Raw genomic sequence first — 17460 nt, 5'->3', positions numbered from 1 at the left:
ATCCACCGGAGTGGACGGGGTATCAACTTCTGGCGTTGATTTTTGGCACGCTGTTGAGTTCTCAAGGAACGGACGCTTCCTTTGTACTCACCCTCAGTAACACTTACTGGGGTTTTCCTCCGGGCTTTCGTTCTGTTCTTGCGTTTCCGACTCTATCAGACTCTTTCGTGTCCGATTTCTTCGGCGCTTTCCAGGGTTTCCGCTTTCGCGTTTCCCTTTCCGGCGATGCCGACTCTATCAGAGGTTTTCCACCGGATTTACCGGCTCGGATTCCTGGATGAGGAGTCGACTGTGCCCGCATGGAATTCGATTCCCTATGGGGCGAGAAAGATCTTAAACTGTCACCGCCGGGCTTGTCCAGCCCTGGCAACCGTTTGAATCTACCTCCCCGCAGCGGGTGTGTCAACCCCCTCTGCAGGACGACGAGAGACTAGCAGCTCAGGGCGCTCGGACGCACATCAGGCAGCGGTCGGGAGGGTCGCCGTCTGGTCCGCGGCCTCTACGTCGCCGCTCTCGCCGGCGCGGGCGGCCCTGCCGCCCAGGACGAAGACGTAGAGCAGGAAGGCGGCCTCGGCGACGACGCCGATCGTGATGCGGGCCCAGGTGGGGAGCCCGGACGGGGTCACGAAGCCCTCGATCAGGCCCGAGACGAACAGGACCACCGCGAGGCCGATGGCCATGCCGAGGGCGGCGCGGCCCTGTTCGGCGAGGGCGGTGCGACGGGTGCGGGGGCCCGGGTCGATGACCGTCCAGCCCAGGCGCAGGCCCGTACCCGCGGCCACGAAGACCGCCGTCAGTTCGAGCAGGCCGTGCGGGAGGATCAGGCCGAGGAAGACGTCGAGGCGGCCGGCGGATGCCATCAGGCCGAGGCCCACGCCGAGGTTGACCATGTTCAGGAAGAGGATCCAGAGCACCGGGATCCCCAGGAACGCGCCCATGACCAGGCAGATCGCGGCAGCCTGGGCGTTGTTCGTCCAGACCTGGGCGGCGAAGGATCCCGCTGGGTGGCTGGAGTAGTACGTCTCGTACTCGCCGCCCGGCTCCGTGAGCGCCCTCAGCTGCTCCGGCGCCGCGATGGCGCCCTGGACCTCGGGGTGCGTGGCTATCCACCAGCCGACGAGCACGCCGAGCGCCGTGGAGAGCAGCGCCGTCGGTATCCACCAGCGACGGCTGCGGTAGACCGCGGCCGGGAAACCCACCGTGAAGAAGAGGGCGGCGTCGCGCCAGCCGGCGCGGCGGGTGCCCGTCACCGTGGCACGGGCGCGGGCGACCAGCTGGGTCAGCCGGCCCGTGAGCATGGGATCGGGGGCGCTGGACTGGATGAGGGACAGGTGGGTGGAGGCGCGCTGGTAGAGCGCGACGAGTTCGTCGGCCTCCTCGCCGGTGAGCTTGCGGCCGCGGCCCAGGAGCTGCTCCAGGCGGTCCCATTCCGCGCTGTGTGCCGCCACGAAGACGTCGAGATCCATCCGGTTGCCGCTCCCCTGCCCCAGGTCTCCTGCTGCTGCCTATTCCTCGTGTGGTCAGCTTGGCAGACTGGATGCCGAAGGGGCGGGGCAGGTCACATGAGAGGTGCTGTGGTGAGCGATCTGGTGACGGGGGACGCGGTCGTCCTGGGGTTGCGGCCGGCGAGGCTGCCGAGCCGTGCGCTGGCGATCCTGCTGGACCTGCTCGTGTACCTCACCGGGTACGTGATCCTCTCGATGGGACTGACCCTCGCGACCGCTTCGCTGGACGCGGCCGCACAGGCGGCCGTGGGGGTGGCGAGCTTCCTGCTCTTGCTGGTCGGCGTGCCGATCGCGGTGGAGACGCTGTCCCACGGGCGCTCGCTGGGCAAGCTGGCCTGCGGGCTGCGGGTGGTGCGGGACGACGGCGGGCCGATCCGGTTCCGGCATGCGCTGGTGCGCGGGGCCATGGGGGTCGTGGAGCTGTTGCTGACCTTCGGGTCGGTCGCGTGCATCGCCTCGCTGGTGTCGGCACGGGGGCGCCGGCTCGGGGACGTCTTCGCGGGGACCCTGGTGATCCGGGAGCGGGTGCCCGGGGCCCGGGTCATGCCGGTGCCCCCGCCGCCGCCGTGGCTGGCCGGGCGCTTCACCGGCCTGGACCTGTCGGCGGTGCCGGAGGGGCTGTGGCTGGCGATACGCCAGTACCTGACGCGGATGGACCAACTGGATCCGCAGGTGGGCGCCGCGATGGCGGCGCGGCTCGCGGACGATCTGGTGGCGCGCACGGGGGCGCCGCCGCCGGCGGGGGTGCCGGCTGCCGCCTTCCTGATGGCCGTGGTGCACGAGCGGCAGTCGCGGGACGCCGCCCGGGCCTTCCGGGCCGCTTCTTCCGCTTCTCCTGCTGGTGCCGCTGGTGCTAATGGTGCTGCTGGTGCCTCCGGGTACGCGGCCGCGGCCTCGCCGGCTCCGGTGCCCGCGACCCCCTACGTCGCTCCCGCGCCCGTGCCACCCGTAGCGGCTCCGCACGCCGGCGGGTTCGCGCCGCCTGCCTGAGGGGTCACTGCTCCTCGAAGGTCGAGGGCGGGGTCTCCAGGTGTTCGAGTTCGATGCCGGGGGCCGAGAGGACCACGTCGCCGGCGATGTGGATGGTGTGGACCTCGCCCGTGTCCAGGGCGGTGACCTGGTACTCGTCCACCAGGAGCGGGCCGCTGTCCGTGGGGTGTTCCTGGCGGGCCAGCAGGGCCCAGGCCTGGTCGACCGTACGGGGGGCCAGTACCGGGTCGGTCAGGGCGAGGAGCCGGACGCGGGTGGCGGGGCCGCCGGGGGTCAGGCGCAGCAGGCGGGACGTGGCGACGAGGAAGGCCGGCGAGGTGCCGGTGAAGGCGGGGGCGGCGACGTTGCCTTCGGTGGCCTCGGCGCCGGTGGGGTCGGTGCGGACCCAGGTGACGCCGTCGATGGCGGCGCCGCGGACCTGCCAGCTCGCGGCGTTGACCTCGAGGCGGATGGGGCGGCCGAGTTCGTCGATCGCCAGGTCGACGGAACCGCGGTGGTCGCCGTTCGGGGCGGTGAGCTGGGAGACGTAGCGCCAGCCGGAGGGTCCGGGGGCGCAGTGGAAGTGCTCCTCGCCGAGGGGGGTGTGGTCGTGCGGGTCGTGGAGCGAGTAGCGGCCGCGGGGCATGGTGCGCACACTTCTTGGGTCGAGGGATGTCGAGGGATGTCGAGGGATACGGGGCAGGCCCCCGGCGCGCGTGCCGGGGGCCTGCTTCACGTTCTGCCGCCGCTGATCAGGGGCTGATCAGGAGCTGATCGGGTCGATCAGTAGCGGTAGTGGTCCGGCTTGTACGGGCCCTCGACCTTGACGCCGATGTACTCGGCCTGCTCCGGGCGGAGCGTCGTGAGCTTGACGCCCAGGGCGTCGAGGTGGAGGCGGGCGACCTTCTCGTCGAGGTGCTTGGGGAGCACGTAGACGTCGGTCGGGTACTCCTCGGGCTTGGTGAAGAGCTCGATCTGGGCCAGGGTCTGGTCCGCGAAGGAGTTCGACATGACGAAGGACGGGTGGCCGGTCGCGTTGCCGAGGTTCAGCAGGCGGCCCTCGGAGAGGACGATCAGGACCTTGCCGTCGGGGAACTTCCAGGTGTGGACCTGGGGCTTGACCTCGTCCTTGACGATGCCGTCGATCTTGGCCAGGCCGGCCATGTCGATCTCGTTGTCGAAGTGGCCGATGTTGCCCACGATGGCCTGGTGCTTCATCTTGGCCATGTCCGAGGCCATGATGATGTCCTTGTTGCCCGTGGTGGTGATGAAGATGTCAGCCGTCTCCACCACGTCGTCCAGGGTCGCGACCTGGTAGCCGTCCATGGCCGCCTGGAGGGCGCAGATCGGGTCGATCTCGGTGACGATGACGCGCGCGCCCTGGCCGCGGAGGGACTCGGCGCAGCCCTTGCCGACGTCGCCGTAGCCGCAGACGACCGCGACCTTGCCGCCGATGAGGACGTCGGTGGCGCGGTTGATGCCGTCGATGAGGGAGTGGCGGCAGCCGTACTTGTTGTCGAACTTCGACTTGGTGACGGCGTCGTTCACGTTGATCGCCGGGAAGAGCAGGTCACCGGACTGCATCATCTCGTAGAGACGGTGGACACCGGTGGTGGTCTCCTCGGTCACGCCGCGGATCTCGGACGCGAGCTGCGTCCACTTCTGCGGGTTCTCGCCGAGCGTGCGGTTGAGCAGCGTGAGGATGTACGCGTATTCCTCGGAGTCCGCCGTGGACGGGTCCGGGGCCTCGCCGGCCTTCTCGAACTCGACGCCCTTGTGGACGAGGAGGGTGGCGTCACCACCGTCGTCGAGGATCATGTTCGGGCCGCCGGTGGGCGTGTTCGGCCAGGTGAGCGCCTGCTCGGTGCACCACCAGTACTCCTCCAGCGTCTCGCCCTTCCAGGCGAAGACCGGGATGCCCTGCGGGTTCTCGGGGGTGCCGTTCGGGCCCACGGCGATGGCGGCGGCCGCGTGGTCCTGGGTGGAGAAGATGTTGCAGGAGGCCCAGCGGACGTCGGCGCCGAGGGCGACGAGGGTCTCGATGAGCACGGCCGTCTGCACGGTCATGTGCAGGGAGCCGGTGATGCGGGCGCCAGCCAGGGGCTGGGCCGCCGCGTACTCCGCGCGGATCGACATCAGGCCCGGCATCTCGTGCTCGGCCAGGGTGATCTCCTTGCGGCCGAACGCGGCAAGGGAGAGGTCTGCGACCTTGAAGTCCATGGGTGCTGCTCCTCATGGTTCGAGAGGGTGGGTACGGCTGGGCCGTGCGCCGTCCTGGGGACGGGACACCGAGCACAGTCCGTCGGGGGTCCTCTCTCCCCTCGGCCGGTCGCAAGGACCGCCCGACCCGCCATCAGCAGCGACGCCTGACACTGAGCACGAATCTACACCGATCGGTGGAGCGGACCCCAGTCAGGAGGGCAAGAAGCTGCCTCGTGACGTCAGGTCTTCTGACGTCCGGTAGCCGCCCCCACCGTCCGGCGGTCCGGTCGTGCGGCCGGGTCCCGTACCGCGGAGTTACGGGACCCGGGACCCGGCCGCCGTGCGGATCCGGCCGGACCGTAGTCTTCCGGCCATTCGCACTGCGGGGAGGGGTTACGGGTTCATGGCACACGAGTCTGGGCGGAGACTGGGGATCTGGGCGGCCGTCGTGCTGGCGCTGGGCATCGCACTGATCGCCGGATCGATCGCGTTCGTGCTCGACCGGTTCGTCCCGGTGCGCCAGGGCGGTGACAACATGCTGCCCACGCTCGCCCGCGGGGACCTCGTGGTGACACGGTCGGATCCGGCCGAGGTCCGACGCGGTGACATCGTGGCCTACGACCCGGGCGAGTGGGGGCTGGCGGGTCCGTTCCTCGGACGCGTGGTGGCGGTGGGGGGCGACCGCATCTCCTACGCGGAGGGCGACAAGGCCCTGACCCTCAACGGGCAGCCGCTCGACGAGCCCTACGTGCTGGAGGGCGCCGCCGGGGCGGGTGGCGTGGACTTCGACGTCTCGGTGCCGCAGGGCCGGGTCTTCATCCTGGGCGACAACCGCGTCAACTCCGCGGACTCCCGCTTCCACTCGGAGCACCACGAGGGGACGCTGCCGACGTCGGCCCTCACCGGGGTCGAGGTCGATGAGGAGGACCCGCTGATGGTGGGCTTCGGGCTGGCCGTGACCGCCGGGGCGTCCGCCCTGCCCGTGAGCGTCGGGCTGGGGATCGCCGCGCTGGTGGCGCGGCGCAGGAAGCCCGTGCAGGTGCAGCCCGTCTGGGGTGCCGTGCACGTCGACTAGATAAGGGAATTCGAAGGCCCCCGCGGGCTGGTGCTCGCGGGGGCCTTCGGGCGTGCGGGGGGGGTTACTTGGCGGGCTCGGGACGGTAGATGTCCGGTTCCAGGTAGATCACCCGGGCGATCGGGACGGCCTCGCGGATACGGGCCTCGGCGGCGTTGATCGCGTCCGCCACCTGGGTCGCGGTGTCCTCGTGCTGGACGGCGATCTTGGCCGCGACCAGCAGCTCCTCGGGGCCGAGGTGCAGGGTCCGCATGTGGATCACGCGGGTGACGGTGGCCCCGTCGACGACCGCTGCCTTGATCTTCTCGACCTCGTCGGTGCCCGCGGCCTCGCCGAGCAGCAGGGACTTGGTCTCCGCCGCCAGGACGATCGCGATGGCGATCAGCAGGACGCCGATGCACAGGGTGCCGATGCCGTCCCAGACGCCGTTGCCGGTCAGCAGGGCGATGCCGACGCCGGCCAGGGCCAGGACCAGGCCGACGAGGGCGCCGAGGTCCTCCAGCAGGACGACGGGCAGCTCCGGGGCCTTGGCCGTCTTGATGAACTGCCGCCAGCTTTGCTTGCCGCGGACCTGGTTCGACTCCTTGATCGCGGTGCGGAAGGAGAAGGACTCCGCGATGATCGCGAAGACCAGGACGCCCACGGGCCAGTACCAGTGCGTGATCTCGTGCGGGTGCTGGATCTTCTCGTAGCCCTCGTAGATGGCGAACATGCCACCGACGGTGAAGAGCACGATGGAGACGAGGAAGGCGTAGATGTAGCGCTCGCGCCCGTACCCGAAGGGGTGTTCCGGCGTCGCCTCGCGCTGGGCCTTCTTCCCGCCGAGGAGCAGCAGCCCCTGGTTCCCGGAGTCCGCCACCGAGTGGACGCTTTCCGCGAGCATCGACGAGGAGCCGCTGAAGAGGAATGCCACGAATTTGGCTACAGCGATGGCGAGGTTGGCGACGAGTGCCGCCACGATCGCCTTGGTACCGCCCGACGCGCTCATGGGTGCAGGGTGTCCTTCCTAGCCAGTGACTACCGGCCGCACATTGTTGCAGGTGCGGGGACGGACGCCGCGTCAGACCACCACGGAGGCCCGGAAAACAGTGCCGGTTCCGGACAGTTCGACCTTTTCGCCCGCCGGGACGAAGACCGATTCGCCGGACGCGAGGGCCAGTTCACCGGCCCCCGCCGAGCGCGCCGTGCACCGCCCCGCCGTGCAGAGCAGGATCTGCGGGGCGTCGTGCGGGAGCACGCGGGGGGCGCCGCCGGGCGCGAGGAGGAAGCGGGAGAGCCGGAATTCGTCGATGGGGGCCTCGTAGACCTCCTCGCCGTCGCCCTCGGGACGCAGCACGTGCGGGTCGCTCGGCTCGAGCCGTACGACCTTCAGCAGCTCCGGCACGTCCACGTGTTTGGGGGTGAGTCCGGCGCGCAGCACGTTGTCGGAGTTGGCCAGCAGCTCCACGCCGAGGCCGCCGATGTAGGCGTGCGGGACGCCGGCGCCGAGGAACAGCGCCTCGCCGGGCTGGAGTCGGACGTGGTTGAGGAGCATGGCCGCGATGACTCCCGGGTCGCCCGGGAAGTCGTGGACCAGGGTGGCGTACGGGGCGTACGCGCCGCCGAGGCGTTCGGCGGCGGCCGCGGTCTCGGTGACGGTGCGGGCCATCTCCTCGCGGTCCGCGGTCAGGACGCCGGTCAGGACCTCGCGCAGCGCCGCCTCTTCGGGATGCGCCCGCAGCAGGTCGGCGTACGGCTTGAGGGAGCCGACGCCCAGCCCGTCGAGCAGGTCGGCGGACTGCTGCGGGGGGCGGAAGCCGCACAGCCCGTCGAACGGGGTGAGCGCGCAGACCATTTCGGGCTTGTGGTTGGGGTCCTTGTAGTTGCGGTGGGCCGCGTCGATCGGGACTCCGCGGCGCTCCTCGTCCTCGAAGCCGGCCTTGGCCTGGGCGCGGTCGGGGTGGACCTGGAGGGAGAGCGGGGCGCCGGCGGCCAGGATCTTGAGCATGAACGGCAGCCGGGGGCCGAACTTGGCGACGGTGGCGGCGCCCAGCTCGCCTTCGGGGTCGGCGGCGATGACGTCCGACAGCGCCCTTTCGCCGGCGCCGCGGTCGAGCCGGGAGGGGGCGCCCGGGTGGGCTCCCATCCACATCTCGGCCTGGGGCTCACCGGTGGGTTCGACACCCAGGAGCGCGGGGATGGCCGTGGTGGAACCCCAGGCGTAGGGGCGGATCGTGTTCGTCAGGCGGTCCATCGTCGTCTTCCTGGATAGAGCTGGGTCCGTGCGGGTACCTCAGCTGTGTCCCCCGCCGGCCAACGCCAGGTAGGCGGTGGCGAAGTCCGTGACGGCGAGGAGTTCGGCGAGCTGTTCCAGCTCGACCCCCTCCTCCGGTTCGAGCTCGCTGATGGCCGTGTCGTGGCTGAGGGCGAGCTCGCGTGCGGCGGGGGCGGCGGTGAGGCCGCCGGCCGGCCGGTCACGCAGCAGGACGACGCGGGCGCGAAGGGCCTGGGGCTCTTCGACCCGGTCACGGAAGAAGTCCTCCGGGTCGGCGCCGGCGGCGAAGTCCCCGGCGAGCAGGACGCCGTGGGCGGGCAGCGCCTCGGGGAGCACGGCGGCCAGTGCGGGACGGCCGGCGAGCTCGGCGAGGGTCGCGGCGAAGCGGCGGCCCGCGGGCGCGGCTCCGATGCCCTCGCTCCAGATCAGCGGGAGGGAGTCGGCCAGCTCGGCGGCGAGGGTCTTGGCCGGGTTGGAGTACGTGGCGATGGCGGGCCCGCAGCGTTCGGCGGTGCGGTCGAGCCGGTTGGCGACGAGCTGGAGGGTGGCCGGGGCGGCGGTGATCAGGCCGACCTTGTCGAGGAGCAGCAGCAGGGGCGTGAGCAGGGCCCACAGGGCGCCGGGTCCGGCGGCGGCGGATTCGTCGTACTCCTGGTACGGGGCCTTGGCCATCGGTACGAGCAGCCCGTGCGCGCCGTCCACCGCCTCGCTCAGCGGTGAGCGCTCGGGTGCGACGGCGACGACGGTGCAGCCGCGCCGGTAGGCCTGCTCGGCGAGGAGGGCCAGCCCGGGCTCGGTGCCGTCGGTGGTGGCGATGAGCAGCAGGTCGACGGGGCCGGCCCAGCCGGGCAGGGCCCAGCGGAGCGCGCCGGCGGCGTGCGCGACGCCGGTGGGGTCGAGCCGGATCACGGGCGCGGAGGCGCCGGCGAGGGCGCCCAGCAGATCCGCGACGCCGGTGGCGGCGGTGCCGGGTCCGGCGATCAGGACGGCGCGCGGGCGGCCGTCGGAGCGCAGGTCCGCGATGCCCGCCTCGCTCGCGTGGCGGGCCGCGGTACGGACTCTGGCTCCGGCCTCGGCCGCGCCGCGGAGCAGGCCCCGCCGGTCGACGCGGGCGAGGTCCTCCGGTGCGTCGAGGAGCGACTCGTCGAGCATTGCGGCCTCCGGCGGTGTTGACGGATCCAGGTGGCGGAATCGGTCTCAGCGTCTGCGTACGCGGTGCGGGCGGAGCAGGGGATCAGGCGGGGCGGCGGGCCTCGTCCACGAGGAGCACCGGGATGCCGTCACGGACCGGGTACGCGAGGCCGCAGTCCTGGCCGGTGCAGATCAGCTCGGGGGCCGTCTCGTCGGCCGACTTGTCCTCGAGGGGCGAGTGGCAGGCGGGGCAGGCGAGGATCTGCAGGAGGCCGGCTTCGAGCGGCATGGATCGGTTCCCTTCGGGCATGCGATTGGGGCGAGGTCAGCGTACCGCCGAGTCACCTCCGGTGCGGCCTGAGTGTGCCGGTGCGGCGCCGCTGCCGGGGGCGCCGCCCCCGGACCCCCGCGCCTCAAACTCCCCCAGCTACCGCTGGGAGGTGCCCCCTGGCGAGGCTGGAGGCGCGGGGTGAAGGATCGGGGCTCCGCCCCGGACCCCGCGCCTCAATCGCCGGCGAGGCTGAAAGGTCAAGCCCGGATGAGGGCCAGGACCTCGTCGCGGATCTTGGACAGGGTTACGGCGTCGCGGGCCTCGACGTTCAGGCGGAGCAGGGGCTCCGTGTTCGAGGCGCGGACGTTGAACCACCAGCCCGAGCCGGTCGCGGTCAGGCCGTCGAGCTCGTCCAGGGTGACGTCCTCGCGCGAGCCGAAGGTCGCCTTCACCGCGGCCAGGCGGCCCGCCTGGTCGGCGACGGTCGAGTTGATCTCGCCCGAGCCCTCGTACCGGTCGTAGGACGCCACCAGGGCGGACAGCGGGCCGTCCTGGCCGCCGAGGGCCGCCAGGACGTGGAGCGCGGCGAGCATGCCGGTGTCCGCGTTCCAGAAGTCCTTGAAGTAGTAGTGCGCCGAGTGCTCACCACCGAAGATCGCACCCGTCTTGGCCATCTCCTCCTTGATGAAGGAGTGGCCGACGCGGGTGCGGACCGGGGTGCCGCCGTGCTCGCGCACCACCTCGGGCACGGACCAGGAGGTGATCAGGTTGTGGATCACCGTGCCGGAGCCGCCGTTGCGGGCCAGCTCACGCGCCGCGACCAGCGCGGTGATCGCGGACGGGGAGACGCCCTCGCCGCGCTCGTCGACGATGAAGCAGCGGTCGGCGTCGCCGTCGAAGGCGATGCCCAGGTCGGCGCCCTCGGCGAGGACACGGGCCTGCAGGTCCACGATGTTCTTCGGGTCGAGGGGATTGGCCTCGTGGTTGGGGAACGTCCCGTCCAGCTCGAAGTACATCGGGACGAGGTCCAGCGGGAGGCCCTCAAAGACGGTGGGGACCGTGTGGCCGCCCATGCCGTTGCCCGCGTCCACCACGACCTTCAGCGGACGGATCGACGTCAGGTCGACCAGGCCCCGCAGGTGCTCGGCGTAACCGGCCAGGGTGTCCTGCTCGGTGATCGTGCCGGGGACGGTGCCCGCCGCGATCGCCGGGGCGCCCTCGTCCGACCACTTCTCCACCAGCTCACGGATCTGCGACAGACCCGTGTCCTGGCCGACCGGGGCCGCGCCCGCCCGGCACAGCTTGATGCCGTTGTACTGCGCCGGGTTGTGCGAGGCCGTGAACATCGCACCCGGCAGGTCCAGCGAACCCGAGGCGTAGTACAGCTGGTCCGTCGAGCACAGCCCGATCAGCGTCACGTCCACCCCGCGCGCCGCCGCACCCCGCGCGAAGGCGGCCGACAGACCCGGAGACGACGGACGCATGTCATGGCCGATCACGATCGCCGCAGCCCCCGTGACCTCGACGAACGCCGCACCGAACAGCTCGGCCAGGGACTCGTCCCACTCGTCCGGCACGACACCACGGACGTCATACGCCTTGACGATGTTCGAAAGATCTGCGGCCACTGCCTGCCCCTCCTGAAGGTTCCCTGCGGTTCAGTCAACCTACCCTGAACCACGAGCGGCTCTTCAGACGAGCGGAGCGTCAGGAGTCCGGCGATCTCAGGACGCGCAGGTGGCCACGACGGGTCTCGCCGGTGGCCGGGCCGCCCTGGCGGGACCCGCCGGCCTCGGCCGCGCGCCCCGGCGGGCGGGCGGCCTCGCGCACGGCGTTGGCCAGGGCTTCGAGGTCGTCGCCGCTGGGACGGGACGGCCCGGACCCGTCGGACAGGCGGACGACTTCCCAGCCGCGCGGGGCGGTCAGGCGCTCCGAGTGCTCGGCGCACAGGTCGTAGCAGTGGGGTTCGGCGTAGGTGGCGAGCGGGCCGAGAACTGCGGTCGAATCGGCGTAGACGTACGTCAGTGTCGCGACGGCAGGGCGGCCGCACGCGGTGCGCGAACAGCGACGTACAAGGCTCACGACGTTGGACGGTACCGCACTCTTGACCGGGCCGCGACGACTCCGCCGCCCCTCACTCCCCCGTGTCGTGGTCAGGGCTACCCTGCGGGGGTGACGGACACCCCTCTGCCTCCTCGCCCCGCCGAGCCCCCCGCCGGCGCCCCCGCCGAGCCGCGCCCGCGCCGCCGGGACCGGCACGGGCGGGGGATGCGCGGTCCGGTGGCCCCTCCACAGGTGCCGCTGTCGGCGAGCCGGGCGGAACTGTTCGGGGACCTCGTACGGGATTCCGTGGAGCGGCTGGAGCGGCACTGGCCGCAGCTGGCTGAGGTGGAGTTCCTCGTCGGTGACGTCCCGGGCCCGCCGGGCGGTGCGGACGGCGGCTGGAACGACGAGGCGGTGCCGCTGGGTGCGGTGTCGGAGCCACGCGACGGGCGGCCGGCCCGGATCGTGGTCTTCCGGCGTCCGGTGGAGATCCGCACCAAGACGCGGGACGAGAAGGCGATGCTGGTCCACGAGATCGTGGTCGAGCAGGTGGCGGAGCTGCTCGGGCTCTCGCCGGAGACGGTGGATCCGCGTTACGGGCAGGACTGACCCGAGCCTGCCGGTTGCAGGGTGCGGCGCCGCTGCCGGGGGCGCTGCCCCCGGACCCCCGCGCCTCAAACTCCCCCAGCTACCGCTGGGAGGTGCCCCCTGGCGGGGCTGGATTGTGCGGCGAGGCTGATTTATCTGGTCAGGACCGAGAGGTCTTCGGTGGCCCTGGGGACCGAGACCGTCGAGTGGTCGTCCGACAGGCCCTGCACCGTGAACATCGCGATGCCCTCGTGCGGGAGTGACAGGGTGCGGGCCGCGTGGACCGGCCCGCCCGAGAGGGTCTCGACCGTCACCGCGTAGGAGCCCTTGCCGCCCGCCGGGGCCAGGGTCAGTGTCTGCGTGGTGCCCGCCTTGACCGTGACCTCCTGGGAGGCCGGCTCGCCGCCGCCGGTGCCCGGCGAGGCCGTCACCTTGACCTTCGCGTCGGCGCCCGGGGCCGTCAGCGACAGCAGGGTCGCCTTCTCCTCGGGCCGGTTGTCGGCCACGGTCGCCCGTGCCCCGACCGGCCCGGTGGCCGGGACGAAGCCCAGCTCCTGCTTGGCGCCGCTGCCGCGGACGACGCGTACCGCCGCGACCACCGGGGCGGCCTTCTTGGCGTCCGCCGGGGTCAGCAGCAGCGAGCCGGGCTCGCCGCGGGTCAGGTCCTTGAGGTCCATGACCGCGGTCATACCGGCCTTGACGTGCAGCTGCTCGTTGCCCGCCGGGCTGATCGCGCCGCCCGGTGCGGCGAGGCGCAGCTTCAGGTCCGCGTCCTCCTCGCCCGGCACGAAGACGACCAGCCGTACGGAGGCGGCGTCCGCCGGGATGCCCGGCAGCACCAGCGAGCCCGCCGGGTCCGTGGAGGCCTGGAGCCAGTCGGCGCCCACACCTTCCTCGGCGACCTGCACCGAAGCGCCCACCCGGCCCGCGCGGGTCGTCACATGGGCGGTGGCGTCCGCGAGCTGGGCCCCGGGGACGAGGGAGGAGAGCAGGACGGTCTTGGTGGACTTGGGGTCGACCCGGATGCTCTCGCTGACGCCGGCGTCGGGCTTGGCGATGCCGTCCGGGCCGAAGAGTTTGATGTCGACGATGGCCGCGGCCTCGTCGGGGTTGGTGAGGTGTACGTAGTCCTCGCGCCCCTTGGCCGTGCTCACCGCCGGGAACCAGAAGTCGGTGCCGGGCGCGGTGCAGCCGACGCCGAGCACGCCGCGGGCCCGGCCGACGGAGACCTTGGTGGTCAGCTGAGCCGTCCAGCCGGGGGCGAGGACCCCGTCGGCGCTGCCGGTGAGGGCGGGCGCGTCGGCGCCGTTGGCGGTGGCCCCGACGGGCTTGCCCGGTTCCTTGGGCTCCAGTACCGGCTTGGCGTCCTTGGTCGCGCCGAGCAGCCGGGCCGAGCCCTTGCCCTCTCCGGCGGGGGCGCCCGGCGTGAAGGCCGTGTACGTGGTCTCCGCGATGTCCGAGGAGCTGGGCCCCGGGCACACGAGCAGGGACCGTTCCACCGGCATCCGGGCCGCGGCCGCCGCCTTGGCGTCGGCCGCGGCGCCGTCGGCGGCGGGCGCGGTGAGGGCGGCGATGCCGGTGAGGGCGGCCACCGCCGCGCTCACGGCCGCCAGCGTCAGGGGTGCGCGCTGCTTCACTGCTGGGGGCTCCCGTCGGGACGCGGGTCGTGCGGTGCGTGGGGGTCGTACGGCTCGTAGGGCCCGTACGGGTACGGGTACTGCTGCTGGTCCGGGTCCTGGAACGCCTGCTGCGGCTGCTGCGGCTGCTGCGCGTACGGGGCCTCGTAGGCCTGCTGTCCCTGCTGGTCGTACGCCGGGTACGGCTCGTACGGGCGTTGCTGCGGCTGCTGCTGCTCGTACGCGTAGCCGCCCTGATCGCCGTACGCCTGGTACGCGTACGTCTCCTCCCCGTAGACCGGCTGCGCCGGGATCTGCGCGTACGGGTCGGCGACCGCCGCCGTCTCCAGCGGTACGGGGGCGGGCTCCGCCTCGGCGCGCAGCCGGCGGGCGCGACGGCCCTCGCCGGGCTCGCCCGGGCCGGGCTGGGACGGGAGCGCGGCCTCCTCCTCCGGCAGGTCGTCGTCGAGCTGGGCGCGGCGGCCCGGCAGGGCCATCACCAGGAGGACCAGGGCGAGGAGGCCCTGCGCCCAGTGCCAGGCGGTCCGCGTGAGGGAGTCCTCGTGGACGAGGTCGAGGCGGCCGCCGTCGGCGGGCAGCTCGAAGCCCTGCGCCCAGCCGTCCAGGGTCTTCGGCTTGAGGGGCTTGCCGTCGAGGGTGGCCTGCCAGCCGGGGTCGGCCCGGTCGGCGATGCGCAGCACGCGGCCCGCCTCACCGGCGGGGATCTTGCCGTGGGCCTCGACGGGTCCGGCGGCGACCGGGATCGGGGCCTCGCCCTGCTTGCCGGAGACGATGACGGCGCGGGGCAGCCAGGGCTCGACGCCCCAGAGCGCGGTGCCGTCCTGCTGGTGGCGCCGGCTCAGGCCCGGGGTGGCGTCGAGGACCCGGCGGATCTCTTCGGGGCCGCCGGGGCGGAACATGACGAAGCGGATGGCGTAGGCGCTGAGCTGGCTGGACTGGTCGGCGCCGGAGCCGGCGACCAGGTTGGAGACGACCTTGTCGAGGCGGGGGTCGCCGCCGGTCCGGGCGGTGATCTCCGCGTCGCCGAGGCGGCCGCCGGAGCCGCGGACCAGGCTGTAGGACAGGGTGGCGGGCGCGTCCTGGTCGAGGATCAGGGTGCGGGTCTGGTTGTCGTCACCGCTCGCGTCGGCGACGAAGGCCGGGACCTGTACCGGATCGCGGCGCTCCAGCGGGCCGTCGGCGCCGGCCACGGCCCAGGCGGCCGCGGCGAACAGCGGGCCCACGGCGGCGGCGAGGGCGATGAGGGCGGCCAGCGGCTGGCGCCAGCCGAAGCTGCGGGCGGCGACCCGCTCCTTGGCGCCGTCCGCGCCGAGGGCGGCGGCCGCGAGCAGGGCCAGTCCGTAGACGAGGGTGGCGGGACCGGCCCAGGTGGTCCGGTTGACGAGGACGGCGAAGATCAGCGCGGCCAGGGCGGCGGCCCACGCGACCCGGACGGCGAACTGCCGGTCGGTGCGGAGCAGCGCGGCCAGGGCGGCGAGGACGATGCCGACGAGCAGCAGGCCGGCGCCGGTTCCGGGGCCGCCGGGGCTGATGCCGAGCAGGTCGAGGGCGCCCGCGGAGCCGGCTCCGTAGGCCAGTCCGGCCTCGTGCAGGAGGCGGCCGGGGTGCGTGAGCAGGCCCAGCGACCAGGGGGCGAGCACGAGGAGCGGGACGGCGAGGGTGGCGAGCAGCCGCGGGCCGTACGTCTTCCACTGCGTCCTCGCGTGCGCGAGGCGCCAGACGAGCGCGGCGGTCCCGAGGACGGCGGCGAGGGGCCAGACGACGGGGGTGAAGGCGGTGGTCAGGGTCAGCAGCAGCGTGTACGTCCACACCGCGCGCCAGCTGCCCCGCTGGTCGGCGCCTCCCCCGCGCTCGCCGAGGGCGAAGGCGGCGACGGCCGAGCGGGCGATGAGCGGCAGTACGACGGCGAGGACGGCGGTGCCGAGGCGGCCGCCGGCGAGGGCTCCGGTCACGGCGGGGAGGAAGGCGTAGGCGATGGCGGCCCAGGCGCGCAGCAGCCGGGATTCGACGAGCGGCCGGGAGGCGAAGTAGGCGGTGAGGCCGGCGAGCGGGACGGATCCGACGAGCAGCAGCGTCAGGGCGGCCTGGGTGGAGCCGAACAGCAGGGTGGCGAAGGCGCCGAGGACGGCCAGGTAGGGGGGTGCGGCGGCGGTGGAGCCGGTGCCGACGGTCTGCCAGCCGTCGGTGTAGGCACGCCAGAGGGCGGGGCCGCTGTCGGGGGCGGGCAGCAGGGCGCCGCCCATGAGGGAGCCGCCGCCGATCAGGCCGCGGCAGGCGGCGAGGGAGACGAGCAGGAGGAGGGCGAAGAGGACGGGCGCGGGGTTGCGGCCGATCCGCTTGAGGCGTGCGAAGCGCTCGGTCTCCTGGTAGTCGCCGTCCTCGCCGGGCGCGGTGAGGATGCTGCCGCCGCCGTGCCGGCCGGCGGGCGCGGTGTCGCGGTCTCGGTCGCCGCCGAAGTAGCCGGCGAGCTGTTCCGCGTTGGCCCGCAGGGAGGCGCCCGGCGGGGGGAAGAGCGGGCGGAGTTCGGCGGCGGGGACGGCGGGGCGGCGGCGGGCCTTGCGGGCGGCGAGGAGGCGGCCGGGGCGGAGCAGGGTGGCGAGGAGGCCGGTGATCTCGTCGACGGCCTGGCCGGGGGCCTTGCCGACGAGGTAGGCGAGGGTGCGCAGCACGGTGCCGAGGAGGACGCGCAGCAGGACGTAGGGCAGGGCGCGGCCGGAGCTGTTGGCGAGGATCGTGTAGACGGCGCCGGCCTTGTCGACGCGGTGCGGGCTGGCGGTGGAGCGTCCGGCGCAGTCGACGGTGCGGCGTTCGCGGGCGGAGGCCTCGGCGTGGCGCAGGACGGCGTCGGGGGCGACGAGGACGGTGTGGCCGGCGCTCTGGACGCGCCAGCACAGGTCGACGTCGTCGCGCATCAGGGGCAGGCGGCGGTCGAAGCCGCCGAGCTCGTCGTAGACGTCGCGGCGGACCAGCATGCCGGCGGTGGAGACGGACAGCACGGGGCGGACCTGGTCGTGCTGGCCCTGGTCCTGCTCGCGGCGGTCGAGGCCGGTCCAGCGGCGGCCGCTGCGGGCGATGGTGACGCCGGCTTCGAGGAGCTGCTTCTTGTCGTACCAGCCGCGCAGTTTGGGGCCGATGACGGCGGCGTCGGGGTTCTCCTCGGCGACGCGGAGCAGTTCGGTGAGGGCGTCCGGTTCGGGGGCGCTGTCGTCGTGCAGCAGCCAGAGCCACTGGACGGGTTCGCCGTGGGGGAGGTCGGGCAGGTCGTACGTGTCGTCGCGCCAGGTGCGGCTGACGGGGTCCCAGCCGCTGGGGCGCTTGAGGTACGGGAGGTCCTCGGGGGTGAGGGTGCCCGCGGTGCGGGCGGATTCGTCGACCGCGGTGCCGAAACCGGTGCGGCGGGCGAGGTGCAGGACGCGGTCGTCGCCGAGCGCCTCGGTGAGCAGCCGCGCGGAGTCGTCGGCGCTGCCGGTGTCGGCGGCGATGTGGTTCTGCGCGGGGCGTTCCTGGCCGAGGAGGCCGGCGAGTGTCCGGGGCAGCCAGCGGGCGCCGTCGTGGGCGACGAGGACCGCGGTGACGACGTGCCGGGGGAACTCGGGTGTGCCTGGGGCCTGGTAGGAGGCCGTCGACTGGCTGTGCAGGGACATCGCGGTACGGGCCCTCCGGCCGGGGGTCCGGGGGTGGTGTGCCCTCGGAGGCTGCTGGACAGCGCCCCACCCTAACGGCTGTCAAGACGGCGGTCCGCCTCCTGCGGGGAAGGTGCAGGAGGCGGACCGTTCGCCGTGCTC

General features: G+C 73.0%; 15 protein-coding genes. 4 read left to right on the top strand and 11 right to left on the bottom strand.

Annotated elements, in window-relative coordinates; all coding sequences use genetic code 11:
• Positions 1–281: hypothetical protein (locus ACZ4TV_RS11720; protein ID WP_468133291.1), on the top strand; the 281-nt coding region annotated here is incomplete at its 5' end.
• Between the two features lie 177 nt (positions 282–458).
• On the opposite strand, the gene ACZ4TV_RS11715 is transcribed toward ACZ4TV_RS11720, so the two are convergent.
• Complete coding sequence (locus tag ACZ4TV_RS11715) at positions 459–1466, bottom strand: stage II sporulation protein M (protein WP_468133289.1); 1008 nt, start codon at positions 1464–1466, stop codon at positions 459–461.
• A gap of 111 nt (positions 1467–1577) precedes the next feature.
• On the opposite strand from ACZ4TV_RS11715, the gene ACZ4TV_RS11710 reads away from it, so the two are divergent.
• Positions 1578–2495, top strand: a complete 918-nt coding sequence (locus ACZ4TV_RS11710; RefSeq protein WP_468133287.1) for an RDD family protein — start codon at positions 1578–1580, stop codon at positions 2493–2495.
• 4 nt (positions 2496–2499) lie between these two features.
• On the opposite strand, the gene ACZ4TV_RS11705 is transcribed toward ACZ4TV_RS11710, so the two are convergent.
• Together ACZ4TV_RS11705 and ahcY are read right to left on the bottom strand one after the other, a co-directional pair.
• Positions 2500–3120, bottom strand: coding sequence for a hypothetical protein (locus ACZ4TV_RS11705; protein ID WP_468133311.1), 621 nt, complete (start codon positions 3118–3120; stop codon positions 2500–2502).
• A gap of 137 nt (positions 3121–3257) precedes the next feature.
• Positions 3258–4694: an adenosylhomocysteinase gene (gene ahcY / locus ACZ4TV_RS11700; protein WP_468133285.1), complete on the bottom strand. Its 1437-nt coding sequence runs from the start codon at positions 4692–4694 to the stop codon at positions 3258–3260.
• A gap of 385 nt (positions 4695–5079) precedes the next feature.
• On the opposite strand from ahcY, the gene lepB reads away from it, so the two are divergent.
• The gene (gene lepB, locus ACZ4TV_RS11695) at positions 5080–5751 is read left to right on the top strand and encodes a signal peptidase I (protein ID WP_468133283.1); all 672 of its coding nucleotides are present in this window, start codon (positions 5080–5082) and stop codon (positions 5749–5751) included.
• A gap of 64 nt (positions 5752–5815) precedes the next feature.
• On the opposite strand, the gene ACZ4TV_RS11690 is transcribed toward lepB, so the two are convergent.
• The 6 genes from ACZ4TV_RS11690 to ACZ4TV_RS11665 form a co-directional block, all read right to left on the bottom strand.
• Positions 5816–6739: a cation diffusion facilitator family transporter gene (locus ACZ4TV_RS11690; RefSeq protein ID WP_468133282.1), complete on the bottom strand. Its 924-nt coding sequence runs from the start codon at positions 6737–6739 to the stop codon at positions 5816–5818.
• 72 nt (positions 6740–6811) lie between these two features.
• Positions 6812–7984: a mannose-6-phosphate isomerase, class I gene (gene manA, locus ACZ4TV_RS11685; protein ID WP_468133280.1), complete on the bottom strand. Its 1173-nt coding sequence runs from the start codon at positions 7982–7984 to the stop codon at positions 6812–6814.
• A gap of 39 nt (positions 7985–8023) precedes the next feature.
• The gene (locus ACZ4TV_RS11680) at positions 8024–9157 is read right to left on the bottom strand and encodes an SIS domain-containing protein (RefSeq protein WP_468133278.1); all 1134 of its coding nucleotides are present in this window, start codon (positions 9155–9157) and stop codon (positions 8024–8026) included.
• 82 nt (positions 9158–9239) lie between these two features.
• Positions 9240–9425 (bottom strand): Trm112 family protein, encoded by a 186-nt coding sequence (locus ACZ4TV_RS11675; protein WP_030015246.1) that lies wholly within the window; start codon positions 9423–9425, stop codon positions 9240–9242.
• 239 nt (positions 9426–9664) lie between these two features.
• The gene (locus ACZ4TV_RS11670) at positions 9665–11035 is read right to left on the bottom strand and encodes a phosphomannomutase/phosphoglucomutase (protein WP_468133276.1); all 1371 of its coding nucleotides are present in this window, start codon (positions 11033–11035) and stop codon (positions 9665–9667) included.
• Positions 11036–11114: 79 nt separating this feature from the next.
• A complete protein-coding gene (locus ACZ4TV_RS11665) occupies positions 11115–11564 on the bottom strand; it encodes a DUF3499 domain-containing protein (RefSeq protein ID WP_468133309.1) in 450 nt (149 codons plus the stop codon).
• Positions 11565–11579: 15 nt separating this feature from the next.
• Between ACZ4TV_RS11665 and ACZ4TV_RS11660 the strand changes: the two genes are divergently transcribed.
• Positions 11580–12059, top strand: coding sequence for a metallopeptidase family protein (locus ACZ4TV_RS11660; protein ID WP_468133274.1), 480 nt, complete (start codon positions 11580–11582; stop codon positions 12057–12059).
• A gap of 131 nt (positions 12060–12190) precedes the next feature.
• Here ACZ4TV_RS11660 and ACZ4TV_RS11655 read toward each other — a convergent pair whose 3' ends face one another.
• Complete coding sequence (locus ACZ4TV_RS11655; protein ID WP_468133272.1) at positions 12191–13675, bottom strand: DUF5719 family protein; 1485 nt, start codon at positions 13673–13675, stop codon at positions 12191–12193.
• The gene (locus tag ACZ4TV_RS11650) at positions 13672–17319 is read right to left on the bottom strand and encodes a glycosyltransferase family 2 protein (RefSeq protein WP_468133270.1); all 3648 of its coding nucleotides are present in this window, start codon (positions 17317–17319) and stop codon (positions 13672–13674) included. The genes ACZ4TV_RS11655 and ACZ4TV_RS11650 overlap by 4 nt, the downstream gene beginning before the upstream one ends.
• Positions 17320–17460 lie beyond the last annotated feature (141 nt).

The organism is Streptomyces sp. NPDC028910, assembly GCF_055564955.1.
This window is presented reverse-complemented; position numbering and strand designations above follow the sequence as displayed.